12 protein-coding genes are annotated in these 13,783 nt (G+C 60.0%); 7 read left to right on the top strand and 5 right to left on the bottom strand.

Annotated elements, in window-relative coordinates:
- The 5 genes from AC2FLO_RS15300 to AC2FLO_RS15280 all read left to right on the top strand — a co-directional run.
- Positions 1-972, top strand: a 972-nt coding sequence (locus AC2FLO_RS15300; RefSeq protein WP_496811719.1) for a thiamine pyrophosphate-dependent enzyme, incomplete at its 5' end; no start/stop codon positions are given.
- 22 nt (positions 973-994) lie between these two features.
- The gene (gene pta, locus AC2FLO_RS15295) at positions 995-1,996 is read left to right on the top strand and encodes a phosphate acetyltransferase (protein ID WP_496811718.1); all 1,002 of its coding nucleotides are present in this window, start codon (positions 995-997) and stop codon (positions 1,994-1,996) included.
- A gap of 96 nt (positions 1,997-2,092) precedes the next feature.
- Positions 2,093-4,912, top strand: coding sequence for a molybdopterin oxidoreductase family protein (locus AC2FLO_RS15290; RefSeq protein ID WP_496754035.1), 2,820 nt, complete (start codon positions 2,093-2,095; stop codon positions 4,910-4,912).
- 109 nt (positions 4,913-5,021) lie between these two features.
- Positions 5,022-5,771 (top strand): 4Fe-4S dicluster domain-containing protein, encoded by a 750-nt coding sequence (locus AC2FLO_RS15285; protein WP_267363598.1) that lies wholly within the window; start codon positions 5,022-5,024, stop codon positions 5,769-5,771.
- On the top strand, positions 5,771-6,643 hold the full coding sequence (locus tag AC2FLO_RS15280; protein ID WP_480588251.1) for a dimethyl sulfoxide reductase anchor subunit family protein: 873 nt from the start codon (positions 5,771-5,773) through the stop codon (positions 6,641-6,643). The genes AC2FLO_RS15285 and AC2FLO_RS15280 overlap by 1 nt, the downstream gene beginning before the upstream one ends.
- Positions 6,644-6,776: 133 nt before the next feature.
- On the opposite strand, the gene dapA is transcribed toward AC2FLO_RS15280, so the two are convergent.
- Positions 6,777-7,649, bottom strand: a complete 873-nt coding sequence (gene dapA / locus AC2FLO_RS15275) for a 4-hydroxy-tetrahydrodipicolinate synthase (RefSeq protein WP_267363596.1) — start codon at positions 7,647-7,649, stop codon at positions 6,777-6,779.
- 133 nt (positions 7,650-7,782) lie between these two features.
- Here dapA and AC2FLO_RS15270 point away from each other — a divergent pair, with 133 nt between their 5' ends.
- On the top strand, positions 7,783-9,756 hold the full coding sequence (locus AC2FLO_RS15270) for a lytic transglycosylase domain-containing protein (protein ID WP_496754033.1): 1,974 nt from the start codon (positions 7,783-7,785) through the stop codon (positions 9,754-9,756).
- Here the strand turns inward: AC2FLO_RS15270 and AC2FLO_RS15265 are convergent.
- On the bottom strand, positions 9,730-10,599 hold the full coding sequence (locus AC2FLO_RS15265) for a DMT family transporter (RefSeq protein WP_496754031.1): 870 nt from the start codon (positions 10,597-10,599) through the stop codon (positions 9,730-9,732). The two genes, AC2FLO_RS15270 and AC2FLO_RS15265, sit on opposite strands and share 27 nt — an antisense overlap.
- Positions 10,596-11,261 carry a tRNA (5-methylaminomethyl-2-thiouridine)(34)-methyltransferase MnmC2 gene (gene mnmC2, locus AC2FLO_RS15260; RefSeq protein ID WP_480588255.1) on the bottom strand — a complete coding sequence of 222 codons (666 nt, stop codon included), beginning with the start codon at positions 11,259-11,261 and terminating at the stop codon, positions 10,596-10,598. Before mnmC2 ends, AC2FLO_RS15265 begins: the two co-directional genes overlap by 4 nt.
- Before the next feature lie 55 nt (positions 11,262-11,316).
- On the opposite strand from mnmC2, the gene AC2FLO_RS15255 reads away from it, so the two are divergent.
- Complete coding sequence (locus AC2FLO_RS15255) at positions 11,317-12,351, top strand: NAD(P)/FAD-dependent oxidoreductase (protein WP_496754029.1); 1,035 nt, start codon at positions 11,317-11,319, stop codon at positions 12,349-12,351.
- Here the strand turns inward: AC2FLO_RS15255 and AC2FLO_RS15250 are convergent.
- Both AC2FLO_RS15250 and AC2FLO_RS15245 read right to left on the bottom strand, forming a co-directional pair.
- Positions 12,343-13,134, bottom strand: coding sequence for an HTD2 family dehydratase (locus AC2FLO_RS15250; protein WP_496754027.1), 792 nt, complete (start codon positions 13,132-13,134; stop codon positions 12,343-12,345). The genes AC2FLO_RS15255 and AC2FLO_RS15250 overlap by 9 nt on opposite strands.
- Positions 13,135-13,149: 15 nt before the next feature.
- Complete coding sequence (locus tag AC2FLO_RS15245) at positions 13,150-13,692, bottom strand: NADPH-dependent FMN reductase (protein WP_496754025.1); 543 nt, start codon at positions 13,690-13,692, stop codon at positions 13,150-13,152.
- Positions 13,693-13,783: the final 91 nt, after the last annotated feature.

Below are 13,783 nucleotides of genomic sequence, written 5' to 3'. Positions count from 1 at the left end.
CTGTGCCTCGGCACCCGTCTGAACCCGTTCTCGACCCTGCCGGGCTATGGCATCAACTACTGGCCCGCGGATGCCAAGATCATCCAGGTCGACATTAACCCCGACCGTATCGGCCTGACCAAAGCGGTCAGCGTCGGCATCATCGGCGACGCCGCCAAGGTGGCAAAGGGCATTCTGGCCCAGCTGAGCGACACCGCCGGTGACGAAGGCCGCAAGGAGCGCAAAGAGCGCATCGCGCAGAAGAAATCGGCCTGGGCGCAGGAACTGACCTCGATGACCCATGAGGATGACGATCCGGGCACCACCTGGAACCAGCGCGCCCGCGCGGCCAAGCCCGACTGGATGAGCCCGCGCATGGCGTGGCGCGCCATTCAGGCGGCGCTGCCGAAAGAGGCGATCATCTCCTCGGACATTGGCAACAACTGCGCCATCGGCAACGCCTATCCGTCGTTTGAAGAGGGTCGCAAATACCTGGCGCCGGGCCTGTTCGGCCCCTGCGGCTATGGCCTGCCCGCCGTCGTCGGTGCCAAGATTGGCTGCCCGGATGTTCCGGTTGTGGGCTTTGCCGGTGACGGTGCCTTTGGCATCGCGGTGAACGAGCTGACCGCGATTGGCCGCGAGGAATGGCCCGCCGTGACCCAGATCGTGTTCCGCAACTACCAGTGGGGCGCGGAAAAGCGCAACTCGACCCTGTGGTTCGACGACAACTTCGTGGGCACCGAACTGGACACCAAGGTGTCTTATGCCGGTATCGCGCAGGCCTGTGGCCTGAAAGGCGTTGTCGCCCGCACCCAGGACGAGCTGACCGCGGCGCTGAACCAGGCGATCGAGGACCAGAAGAACGGCATCACCACGCTGATCGAGGCCCTGATCAACCAGGAACTTGGCGAGCCTTTCCGCCGCGACGCGATGAAAAAACCCGTCGCAGTCGCCGGCATCAGCGCCGATGACATGAAAGCGCAGGGCGCTTAACCCCAGGACGAGGCCGGAGCACATGACCCTGACACCCATCGAGCTGTTGCGGCAAAACGCTCCGGCCACCCGTCCCATAATCGCCCTCAGCGAAGGCAACGACCCCCGCATCACAAAAGGGGCCATCAACGCGCAGAGGGCCAATCTGGCCGATATCATTCTGGTTGGCCCGTACACCGAGGTCGAAGCAGCCCTGAAAGATCAAGGGGCTGCTGCCTCTCGGGGCGTTGAGATCCATGACCCCAAGACTTCGGACCTGACCGAAGAGTTTGCCGAGGCCTTTTTCGAACTGCGCCGGCATAAAGGCGTCGATCGGGCCAAGGCCCGTGCCGCCGTTGAAACACCCCCCGTCTATGCCGCCATGCTGGTGCGCAGCGGACGTGCCACTGGCACCGTAGGAGGGGCCGTTCACACGACCGGCGAAATCGTCCGTGCGGCGATCCAGGTGATTGGCATGGCCCCCGATGCAGGAATGGTGTCGTCTTTCTTCCTGATGTACCCGCCGGAAAACGCTCAGCCCGGGGCGCGGGCGATGCTGTATTCCGATTGCGGGCTGGTCATCAATCCGACCGCGAGCGAGCTGAGCAAGATCGCCATCGCATCCGCCACATCGGCCCGGACGCTGCTGCAGGTCGATCCAAAGATCGCGATGCTCAGCTTTTCCACCAAGGGCAGCGCCAAGCATCCCGACGTGGACAAGGTGATCGAGGCCACTGAGGCGCTGCGCCAAGCCGCGCCGGACCTGAATGTCGACGGTGAATTGCAATTTGACGCCGCCTTTGTACCTTCGGTTGGCGAGCGAAAATCGCCGGGATCGTCTGTCGCCGGGCAGGCCAACGTGATGATCTTTCCCAACCTTGATGCTGGTAATATCGGCTACAAGATCACCCAAAGGTTGGGGGGCTACACCGCTATCGGTCCGGTTTTACAGGGACTGGCCAAACCCGCCAACGACCTGTCCCGCGGATGCAGCGCCGAGGATGTGACCCAGATGATCGCCGTGACCGCGCTACAGGCAAATTGACTGTAACACTGAATTTACGCACCGCCTCCGGAACGATGTTCTAAAATACCGAGGAAACTGACAATATCCTCCCGCAATAACCAACTGGACCCGCAAATGACCCATCAGCAGCCGATCCTTGATACGTCACCGAAAGTCTCGGACGAAATCCGCAGGACCACCTGCTACATGTGCGCTTGTCGATGCGGCATCAACGTCCACATGAAAGACGGCAAGGTTGCCTATATCGAAGGCAATCGCGACCACCCGGTGAACAAGGGTGTCCTGTGCGCCAAGGGGTCTGCCGGGATCATGCAGGTCAACGCCCCCTCGCGCCTGCGCAAGCCACTGAAACGGGTCGGCCCGCGTGGCTCGGGTGAATTTGAGGAGATCAGCTGGGACGAAGCGCTGGAACTGGCGGTTAGCTGGCTGGAGCCAATCCGCAAAGACAACCCGGAAAAGCTTGCCTTTTTCACCGGCCGGGACCAAAGCCAGAGCTTCACCAGCTTCTGGGCGCAAAATTTCGGAACCTGCAACTATGCGGCGCATGGTGGCTTCTGTTCGGTCAACATGGCTGCGGGCGGCATTTATACGATGGGTGGCGCATTCTGGGAATTCGGCCAGCCTGATTGGGATCACACCAAGCTGTTCATGCTGTTTGGCGTGGCCGAAGACCACGACTCCAACCCGATCAAAATGGGTATTGGCAAAATCAAGGCGCGCGGTGCGCGCGTTATCGGCGTCAACCCTATCCGCAGCGGATACAATGCCGTCGCCGATGATTGGGTCGGCATCACACCGGGAACTGACGGGCTGTTCATCCTGTCGTTGATCCATGTGCTGATGAAAGCCGGAAAGATCGATCTCGACTATCTCAGCCGCTACACCAATGCCCCGGTTTTGGTGGACGCGTCCGAAGGCGCCGGAAAGGGCTTGTTCCTGCGCGACGATGACGGAAAGCCCCTGGTCATCGACCGGAATACAGGCAAGGTGACGGCTTTCGACACGCCGGGCGTTCGCCCGGATTTGTCGGCGGTCTACGAAAACGACGGTGTCGTTCATCGCCCTGTATTTCACTTGATGGCGGAAAAATACCTGTCCGAGGAACACGCGCCCGAAGCTGTTGCCAAAAAATGCGGTATCCCCGCCAATCGCATTCGCGCGATTGCAGCGGAACTGGCGCGCGTCGCCTTTGACGAGGCGTTTGAGCTGGATCACGAATGGACCGATTTCCGGGGCGAGAAACACACCAAGATGATTGGCCGCCCTGTTGCAATGCACTCGATGCGCGGCGTTTCGGCTCATGCCAATGGTTTCCAGACCTGCCGCGCGTTGCACGTGCTGCAAATCATCCTGGGCACGGTCGAGGTTCCCGGCGGCTTCCGCTTCAAGCCCCCCTACCCCAAACCGGTCGAGGCGCACCCGACACCGCATTGCAAGGTGACGCCCAATTCTCCGCTGGATGGGCCGCACCTAGGGTTTGTCCGCGGCCCGGAACACCTTGCACTGAAGGAAGATGGCAGCCCCGCGCGGATCGACAAGGCGTTCACCTGGGAAAACCCGATGTCCAGTCACGGGCTGATGCATATGGTGATCTCGAACGCACATGCGGGCGACCCGTACAAGATCGATACGCTGTTCATGTACATGGCCAACATGTCGTGGAACTCGACCATGAACACCAAGGGTGTTATCGAGATGCTGACGGACAAAGATGAAAACGGCGATTACGTGATCCCGCGCATCATCTATTCGGACGCCTATTCTTCCGAGATGGTGGCCTACGCGGACCTCATCCTTCCGGACACGACCTACCTCGAACGCCACGACTGTATTTCGCTGCTGGATCGCCCGATTTGCGAGGCGGATGCGGCCGCTGACGCAATCCGCTGGCCTGTGATCGAACCGGACCGCGACGTGCGCGGGTTTCAATCAGTATTGATCGATCTCGCTAACCGCATGAAACTTCCGGGTTTCACCCATGAAGACGGCAGCACAAAATGGGTCGATTACGCCGACTACATCGTCAATCACGAACGCAAACCGGGTATTGGCCCGCTGGCCGGATTCCGCGGTGAAAACGCCGACAAGGAAGGGCGCGGAGAGGTCAACCCGGATCAGTTGAACCGCTATATCGAAAACGGTGGCTTCTACGTGGCGCATATCCCGCAAGGCGCGGATTACTACAAACCGTGGAATGCAGCCTATCAGGAATGGGCCGTGGGCATGGGGCTCTATGACAGCCCGCAGCCATACCTATTCCAACTCTACTCCGAACCGATGCGCAAGTTTCAGCTGGCAGCCGAAGGCCATGGCGACCGACAGCCGCCTGATCATTTGCGCCAGCGGATCAAAGACACGATGGACCCGCTTCCGATCTGGTACGAAACCGATCAGCACGGCAACGACGGCTTCACGGTCAACGCGCTGACCCAGCGCCCGATGGCGATGTATCACAGCTGGGGCACGCAAAACGCCTGGCTGCGGCAGTTGCACGGGCGAAACCCGCTCTATGTTCCGACCAGGCTGATGCGCAAGCACGGCCTGAACGATGGAGATTGGGCCAAAATCACATCCCCTCATGGTGAGATTACGGTCCCTGTGATGGAAATGGCCGCGCTGAACGACAACACCGTCTGGACATGGAACGCCATCGGCAAACGCAAAGGCGCCTGGGCCCTGCAAGAGGACGCGCCCGAGGCCACCAAGGGTTTCCTGCTCAACCACCTGATCCACGAATTGCTTCCGCCAAAAGGCGACGGGCTACGTTGGGCCAATTCCGACCCCATTACTGGTCAGGCCGCATGGTTTGACCTGAAGGTGAAAATCGAAAAGGCCGACGCGCCCGCCGATGCCCAAAGCCAGCCTCATTTTGACCCGATCAAATCACCTGTAGGAACTGGCCCTGCGAATTTGGCGTGGAAGGTGGGCAAATGACCCGGATCCGCACTTCATCTGGCCACAAATATCCTGGGGGTGAATTGAGCCGCAGGCTCAAGAGGGGGCTGGCCCCCTCACCCGTCCTCAACAGCACAGGTATCCTGACATGACCCAGCTACCGAACTCCACCGAGCGCAAGATGGGTCTGGTGATCGACCTGGACACCTGCGTTGGTTGCCATGCCTGCGTGATTTCCTGCAAAGGCTGGAACACGGAAAATTATGGCGCGCCACTGTCCGATCAGGATGCCTATGGCGCCAATCCTTCAGGCACTTTCCTGAACCGCGTGCATTCCTACGAGGTGCAACCGGCGGAAGGGCACGCGCAACTGATCCATTTCCCTAAATCCTGCCTGCACTGCGAAGATGCGCCCTGTGTTACCGTGTGCCCGACCGGGGCCAGCTACAAGCGGGTCGAAGATGGCATCGTGCTGGTTAATGAAAGCGACTGTATCGGGTGCGGCCTGTGCGCCTGGTCCTGCCCCTATGGCGCGCGTGAACTGGACAAGGCCGAGGGGGTGATGAAGAAATGCACACTCTGCGTCGACCGGATCTATAACGAGAACCTGCCCGAGGTGGACCGGATCCCCTCCTGTGTCCGAACCTGTCCGGCGGGCGCGCGGCACTTTGGCGATCTGGGCGATCCGGACAGCGACGTCAGCAAGCTTGTTGCGGACCGCGGCGGAATGGACCTGATGCCCGAAATGGGCACCAAACCCGTCAATAAATATCTGCCGCCGCGCCCGAAAGACACGGTGGAAGATCAGATCGACATCCTGGCCCCCCTGTTGGCACCTGTCGCTGAAGAGCCCAAGGGCTTCCTCGGCTGGCTCGACAAGACGTTGGAGAAACTCTGATGCATCCTGCACCCTCCGTCATCCTCTTCACCACCCTGTCCGGTCTGGGCTTCGGTCTGCTCTTCTTCCTTGGTCTTGGCTTTCCGGCTGTCTCGGGTTGGGTGGCCTTTGTGTTCTTCGCCATTGCTTACGGTCTGGCCGTCGGAGGGCTGATGGCCTCGACCTTCCATCTCGGCCACCCGGAACGGGCCTGGAAGGCTTTTACTCAATGGAAAACGAGCTGGCTCAGCCGTGAGGGCTGGTGTGCCGTGCTCGCCCTGGTCGTCATGGGGCTTTACGCGATTGGCGTGGTGTTTCTGGATCGGCAATGGAGCCTGCTGGGGTGGATCGGAGCGTTGATGTCACTGGCGACCGTGTTCACGACTTCGATGATCTACACGCAACTCAAGACCATCCCGCGCTGGAATATGAACCTGACACCCGCCATGTTCCTGAGCTTCAGCCTGGCAGGTGGTGCGTTGCTGGCTGGCCAGACACGGGTTGCCATTCCGCTTCTGCTGATCGCCGCTTTGGTTCAAATCCTGTATTGGAAGAAAGGCGACAAAGCGCTGGAAGCATCCGAAACGAATCTGGGCACAGCCACAGGTTTGGGTAACCGGGGTACCGTCAGAGCGTTCGAGCCACCGCATACCGGTACTAACTATCTACTGCGTGAGTTTGTTCATGTGGTCGGGCGCAAACATGCCGATAAGCTAAGGGTGATCTCGTTTGTATTGGCCTTTGTCCTGCCGGTTCTGTTGCTCGTCCTGCCATTCAACCATTTCCTGGCCCTGCTGGCAGTGGCATCGCATCTGGCAGGTGTCGCGGCCTCTCGCTGGCTGTTCTTTGCGCAGGCCGAACATGTCGTGGGGCTTTATTACGGCAAACGCTGAGGGGGCTCTGCCCCCGCCGCGGCAAGCCGCGGCTCCCCCGGGATATTTTTGGCCAGATGAAGTTTGGATCCTGAAAACCAAGAAGGCGGCACTCGGTAGTCGAGGCCGCCTTTTCCGGTTTCTGAAGGCCGGGTTAGATGAGGCCCGCGTGTGCCATTGCCGCATCAATCGCGGCTTTTGTGTTGTCTTCCAGCTCAGTCAGAGGTGAGCGGACTTCGGTGCTGCAGAGACCCAGTTTGCTGAGCGCGTATTTGGCGCCGACCAACCCGGGTTCTATAAAGATCGCTTCGTGCAGCGGCATCAGCTTGTCCTGGTATTCCAGTGCCTTTGCATAATCGCCCGACAATGTGGCCTGCTGGAATTCGGCGCATAGCCTGGGAGCCACGTTTGCGGTGACTGAAATGCATCCGACACCGCCATGGGCGTTAAAACCCAGTGCAGTGGCGTCTTCACCGGATAGCTGGCAGAAGTCCTTGCCACAGATCGCACGCTGCTGGCTGACGCGCGCCAGATCGCCCGTCGCATCCTTGACCCCGACAATACGCGGCAACCGGGCCAGTTCGCCCATGGTGGCCGGGGTCATGTCGATGACCGATCGCCCGGGAATGTTGTAGATGATGATCGGAATATCCGCAGCCTCGTGCAGGGCTTGGAAATGCGCGATCAGGCCGCGTTGAGTCGGTTTGTTGTAGTAAGGCGTGACAACCAGCGCCGCATCGGCACCAACTTTTTCGGCGAACTGAACGAACCGGACGGCTTCGACCGTGTTGTTCGACCCGGCACCGGCAATAACCGGAACACGGCCAGCAGCCGTTTTGACCACTTCTTCGATGACCGTTTCGTGTTCGTCGTGGCTGAGCGTCGGGCTTTCGCCGGTGGTTCCAACAGGCACCAGCCCGGTCGAGCCTTCGGAGATCTGCCATTCGACCAGATGTTTTAGCGTCTTCAGGTCCAACTCGCCGTTGTTGAACGGAGTGACGAGGGCTGGCATCGAGCCTTTGAACATGACACGCTCCTTAAGGTGCATAGTGCGGTTTTTGCGCCTCGGCCTCTCACGTTTCCAGCTTTGTGAGTTGATCCCGCCTGCGCAAGGTTTATCCTCACAGGCTCTATCCTCGGTTGGTTGGGAAATGCAAGGGATGACACGCTTTCTGGCACTGTTGACTGGTGTGATTCTATACGCAGTGACGACACCGCAAGCCGCACGCGCGGATGCGGCCGGTGATTTGCGCGCCGGGCTTTATGAAATGCGCAAGGGCGACTGGAACGCGGCGCTGCGCGTATCGGGCCAGCGCGGCTCGGTCTCGCGCGATGTCATCGTCTGGCACTGGTTGCGTGAGGGGTTTGGCAGCTCGGGCGATGTGCTGGTGTTTCTCGAACGACGCCCGGACTGGCCCGGGCTGGATTGGCTGCGCCGCAAGAGTGAGCCGGTCTTTACCGGGGCCGATCCCGACAGAGTTCTGAAGTTTTACGCTGGCTTGCCCCCTCAGACTGCTGAAGGCGCGCTGAACTATGCGGTGGCCCTTAAGGCCAAAGGGCGCATTGGCGAGGCGGAAGCCGATATCGTGACAGCCTGGCGTACCATGCCGATGGGGTCGGGGTTGCAAAAGGACTATCTGGAGAACTTTGCCAAACTGCTGAAGCCGCACCATGCCGCGCGGCTGGACCGGATGCTGTGGGATGGCCATTTGGTCAGCGCAGAACAGATGCTGCCCCTGGTCAGCACCGACGAGCGCAAGTTGGCCGAAGCGCGGATCGCATTGCAGAAACGCCAGCCAGGCGTAGACGGCAAGGTGGCGGCGGTGCCGAAGCCGCTGGCAGATTCGCCGGGGCTGGCATTCGACCGTTTTGTCTGGCGGGACAAGAAAGAACTGGATGACAGCGCCGTCGACCTGATGCTGGCACGGTCAAGCGGACCGGAAGCCCTGGGCGAGCCTGACAAATGGGCCGAGGGTCGCCGCCGTCTGGCCCGGCTCGAGATGCGATCGGGGCGGGCAGCGCGCGCTTATGACGTAGCGGCCAAGCACCATATGACCCCGGAAATGGGATATTCCTATGCGGATCTGGAGTGGCTGGCCGGGTTTCTGGCCCTGCGCAAACTGAATGACCCCGCCACAGCTGTGCGACACTTCCAGAATTTTTCGGATGCCGTGCAATCGCCGATCTCGAAAGGGCGCGGCGGCTATTGGCTGGGGCGGGCTTACGCCGAGCTTGGGGACGCAGACAAAGCCTATGAGGCCTACGCCATGGGCGCGGATCATCAGACCTCTTTTTATGGTCTTCTGGCGGCGGAACGGATCGGACGACCATTTGACAAGGAACTGGCCAATCCGCGTCGCGCCCCGCATTGGCGTCAGGCTGAGTTCGCCGATTCCAGCGTTCTGGAAGCCGGGCTGCTGTTGCTCAAGGCCGGCGAAGACAACTTGTCCGAGAGGTTCCTGACCCATCTTGTCGAAGGTCTTGACCCTGTGCAGGCCAATCAGTTGGGCGACCTTGCGATTGAGCTGAAACAGCCGCATCTGGCCGTGATGATCGCCAAGCGGGCAGCGACCACGGGCACCGTTTTGCCTGCGGCCTATTACCCGGTTCATCCGGTGGCCGACATGCGTCTGCCAATGGCCAAGGAAATGACGCTGGCCATCGCGCGGCGCGAAAGCGAATTTGATCCGGTTGTCGTCAGCGGCGCGGGGGCGCGCGGCCTGATGCAAGTGATGCCTGCAACAGCCAAGCTGGTGGCCGGAGAACTGGGGATACTCAGCGGCCATCAGACCGGTCGGTTGACGTCGGACTGGCAATACAATGCCAAGCTTGGCGCCAACTATCTTTCGGGCCTTGCGACCGAGTTCAACGGGAATGTCGTCATGATGGCGGCCGGATACAATGCCGGTCCAAAGCGCCCGATCTCGTGGATGGAACGCTATGGTGATCCGCGCACCGGTGAGGTGGATATCGTAGACTGGATTGAGACCATTCCGTTCAATGAGACGCGCAATTATGTGATGCGCGTGACCGAAAGCCTGCCGGTCTACCGCGCCCGTCTGGGGCAGCCCGCCCTGCCGGTTCCGTTTTCGCAGGAACTGATCGGATCATCGCTGGCGGCGTTCGCGCCATAAGGTAAACAGACCTGCGGCCACAACAATCGCTGCGCCCGTGACAACTTCGGGGCGCAGTTTTTCACCAAAGATCGAAATCCCCAAAATCGCGCTCCAGACCAGGTGGAAATAGGCGAAGGGTTGGACGGCGCTGGCTTCGGCCATCTCATAACATTTGATCAGCAGCCAGTGCCCCGTTGCCCCGCTGACGCACAGCAACGCCATCCACAGCCAGTCGCTGCGGGCCATTGGCTCCCAGAACCACATTCCAAAAAGGGTCATGGCGATGGCACCAACAACGCCGGTCCAGAAAAAGCTGGTGGCCGTGCTGTCCTGACGTGCGACATAGCGCGTCAGCAGGCCGTAAATCGCAAACAGAAACGCCGAGATCAGCGGTATGACGGCCCAAGGATCAAAAACACCAACGCCCGGCTGCAGAATGATCAGAACACCAATGCAACCGACACCGATCGCAACCCAGCGCCGCCATCCAACCTTTTCGCCCAGAACGGGACCGCTCAGCGCGGCGACAAGCAGCGGATAGCTTATGAAAACGGCCATACTGTCGATCAGACCAAGCACTGTGAAACCGAACACGGCGACGCAGATCTCGGTGGCCAGCAGCAGGCCCCGCAGTATCTGAAGCCCCATCTGGTTCGTCTGCATGGCCGCCCTTAACCCGCCGGAAAATCGCGCCGCCAGTGCAATGACAAAGGCCGCAAAGAACCAATAGCGGATCATCACCACCATGTAGGTGTTATAGGTTCCGGCCAAATGGCGTGAGATACCGTCCTGCAAGGCAAAGACAATCGTCGCGCCCACCATCAGCGCGATACCCGCACCTGCATTGTTTTTCTGCGTCATGCCTTGAGCGCCCGCGTCATGTGCCGCTTGCGGCCATAGCCGGATGTACGGGTGACGGTGAAACCGGCATCCTGAAGCCCGCGTCGAACAAACCCGGCGGCTGTATAGGTCGCTGCCGTGCCATCGGTAGCGGTATGCGCCGCCACTTGCTGCATCAGCTCTGCCCCCCACAATTCAGGGTTCTTGGCAGGAGAGAACCCGTCAAGGAACCAGACGTTGGCCATGCCTGCCCATTGCGGCAGGCTGTTGCGCGCATCGCCGATGATCACTTCGCATTGAAGGGTTTCAAGATTGCAGGCGTGACCTGTCCAATGGGCCAGAAACCGGCTGCTCCACGGGTGTAACTCGGGGAAGGCCTCAAGCGCGCGACGCATATCATCCGTGGCCATGGGAAAGGCTTCGAAACTGGTGAACCGAAGCGGGCCTGTTTGGCCGGATTTCTCCCATTCAGACCAAACCGTCAGCAGGTTCAGACCGGTCCCAAAGCCCAACTCGGCAATATGAAACCCCGGCGCAAAGCGTTCTGGCAGACCATTGCCTGCCAGAAACACATGGCGCGTCTCTTCCAGCCCGTTTTGCAACGAGTAGTAGGGATCGTCGAAACGGTCCGAGACCGGTATCTGATCCTCGGTCCACGTCAATTCGGCATGCTGGTCTGCCATCGGGGAATCCTGTAGCTAAGCGGCGCGACACTGAACAAGGAAAAGGGAATTGGCAATGGTCGATGTGACGGTTCGCGGGGCAGGAATTTTCGGCCTGTCCATCGCCTGGACCAGCGCCCGGCGGGGCGCGAAGGTACAGGTTGTCGATCCTTTTGGGCCGGGCTCCGGGTCCAGCGGCGGCCTGGTGGGGGCCTTGGCCCCGCATGTGCCTGAAAACTGGAATGCCAAGAAAGCTTTTCAGTTCGACAGCCTGATCATGGCCGAACCCTTTTGGCAGCAGGTCGAGGGTACCGGCGGCGTTTCCCCCGGCTATGGCCGTCTGGGCCGTCTTCAACCCATTCCTGACGCCCGCAGCCTTGATCTGGCCCGGCAACGCGAAGGTTCAGCCGATCAGCTTTGGCAGGGGCAGGCAGAATGGCGGGTGATCAAAACATCGCAGGCCGGATCGTGGTGCCCGCCCAGCCCCACCGGCTTTGTCATCCGCGATACACTGACAGCGCGCATGCATCCCCGGCGGGCCTGCGCTGCGTTGGTTGCAGCCCTTGAGGTAATGGGCGTTCACGTTGTCAGTAACGCTGATGATAAAGGACAGGTTGTCCACGCCACGGGCCTAGCAGGATTACTGGAACTGAACGACGCCTACGGAAAGACCGTCGGAAACGGTGTCAAAGGTCAGGCCGCCCTGTTGCGCTTTGATGCAGGAGAGATGCCACAGCTATTCGCAGATGCGGTCCATATCGTGCCACATGCGGACGGAACGCTGGCAATCGGATCAACGTCTGAACGGGATTATGACGACCCGACCAGCACAGACAGTGCTTTGGACGATGTCATAGACCGCGCCACGCGCGCACTGCCGCTTTTGCACGGGGCCGAGGTGATCGAACGTTGGGCCGGGGTGCGTCCCCGCAGCAAAAGTCGCGCCCCGATGTTGGGCCTGCATCCGTTGCAACAGGGCCAGTTCATCGCCAATGGCGGCTTCAAGATCGGATTTGGCATGGCTCCGAAAGTGGCAGAGGTCATGGCCGATCTGATGTTGGAGGGTCGGGATTCGATCCCCGATGACTTTCGCCCCGAAGCCTCACTGTGATAGGGCCACAGCCTTCATGCATTGCCGCCCGTCCGGGCCGCGCACCCACATGTCCTGACCGTTCCGGCACAGCTGGGCAGTCTCGAAATGCATCAACGGTGAGGTCGCACGGAAAGAAAACGACTTGAGTGGTCCGCCAAGATCAACTGCAAACAGCATCAGAAGCTGCGCCAGAAGTGGCCCGTGCACAACCAGCCCTTCATATCCTTCCACATCGCGCGCATAGTCCAGATCGTAGTGAATGCGATGGCCGTTGAAGGTCAGCGCCGAGTAGCGAAACAGCAGGGTGGTATCGAACGCAACCGCACGGATATCCGTTTCATCCGTGCGCGATCGGGTTGGCGTTTGAGTCATCACACCCGGCGTGGGGTCTTCACGATAAACAAGATCCTGCCATTCGGTCAGACAAAGTTGGCCACTTTGCCGTATCTCGTGCCGCAAAGTGACAAAACCCAACGGGCCGGACCGCCCCTCTTTTGTGCTTTGGTTATCAAGAACCGATGTCCTGTCAGCAGGTATACCCGCGATCAGCGGTGCATGAAATTCCAATTGCCCACCGGCCCACATTCTGCGGGGCAATCCCATATCCGGGATCAGGCCACCCACCTTGGGATGCCCATCCCGCCCCAGCGCAGCAGGCGGTTGCGGCGCCCAGAAATAGAGCTGATGGAAGAATGGCGGCAGAGCTGAACCATTGGCAATTGTTGGCTCAGAGCCCAACGCAACCTGAAGCGATGCGGCACGGGCCGGATCAAGGATATCGCTTTGACGCTGTTCCAACATATGGGCAGTCCAAGCTTAGAAACCGGCCTCGGCCCTGAGTTTCTGCATCAGCATGTGCAGCGAGTTTTCGTATCGCTCGGACAACAACCTACCCTGATCGTCGAACTCATTCGAGCTGTCAGCAAGGTGAATTTCCGGACCCTGCAAGATACGGGGCTGAAAGGGCACCATGCAGGCGCGCAGGATCATCTGTGCCCTTTCCCCGCCGGCGCGGCCACCCGCAGCCGACATTACAGCAACCGGCTTGCTCGCCCATGGATTGCCTTTCGTCCGGCTGACCCAGTCCAGTGCGTTTTTCAGAACACCCGAAGGCCCTTTGTTGTACTCGGGCGTCGAGATGATCACCGCATCTGCCTGCCCGATCTGGTCGGCCAGCATCTGAACAGATGCCGGTATCCCTTCGGCATCCTCCAGATCGCCATCATAAAGCGGCAGGTTCAGGTCGGCTTCGGTATAGCTGACAGGGTCGAACAACCGGGCCGCTTCGCGCAGCAGTTTGCGGTTCGTCGCGCCCTTGCGCAGGGAGCCGGACAGGCCAAGCAGGGTCGGTTGAGACATCAGGGACAACTCCGTTTCAGTGTTTCCCAATAGTTAGACCGAGATTGACCCTGACCAAACCCCCATTGACGCACAGTCATTGCGCAACAGG

Source organism: Ruegeria sp. TASC047 (assembly GCF_059612445.1).
This window is presented reverse-complemented; position numbering and strand designations above follow the sequence as displayed.

Excerpts from the sequence above, each read along its gene's own strand:
- AC2FLO_RS15270 (WP_496754033.1), top strand. The coding sequence starts at position 7,783 with ATGACACGCTTTCTGGCACTGTTGACTGGTGTGATTCTATACGCAGTG.
- AC2FLO_RS15265 (WP_496754031.1), bottom strand. The coding sequence starts at position 10,599 with ATGACGCAGAAAAACAATGCAGGTGCGGGTATCGCGCTGATGGTGGGC.
- AC2FLO_RS15250 (WP_496754027.1), bottom strand. The coding sequence starts at position 13,134 with ATGTTGGAACAGCGTCAAAGCGATATCCTTGATCCGGCCCGTGCCGCA.
- AC2FLO_RS15255 (WP_496754029.1), top strand. The coding sequence starts at position 11,317 with ATGGTCGATGTGACGGTTCGCGGGGCAGGAATTTTCGGCCTGTCCATC.
- dapA (WP_267363596.1), bottom strand. The coding sequence starts at position 7,649 with ATGTTCAAAGGCTCGATGCCAGCCCTCGTCACTCCGTTCAACAACGGC.
- AC2FLO_RS15280 (WP_480588251.1), top strand. The coding sequence starts at position 5,771 with ATGCATCCTGCACCCTCCGTCATCCTCTTCACCACCCTGTCCGGTCTG.
- mnmC2 (WP_480588255.1), bottom strand. The coding sequence starts at position 11,261 with ATGGCAGACCAGCATGCCGAATTGACGTGGACCGAGGATCAGATACCG.
- AC2FLO_RS15245 (WP_496754025.1), bottom strand. The coding sequence starts at position 13,692 with ATGTCTCAACCGACCCTGCTTGGCCTGTCCGGCTCCCTGCGCAAGGGC.
- pta (WP_496811718.1), top strand. The coding sequence starts at position 995 with ATGACCCTGACACCCATCGAGCTGTTGCGGCAAAACGCTCCGGCCACC.
- AC2FLO_RS15285 (WP_267363598.1), top strand. The coding sequence starts at position 5,022 with ATGACCCAGCTACCGAACTCCACCGAGCGCAAGATGGGTCTGGTGATC.
- AC2FLO_RS15290 (WP_496754035.1), top strand. The coding sequence starts at position 2,093 with ATGACCCATCAGCAGCCGATCCTTGATACGTCACCGAAAGTCTCGGAC.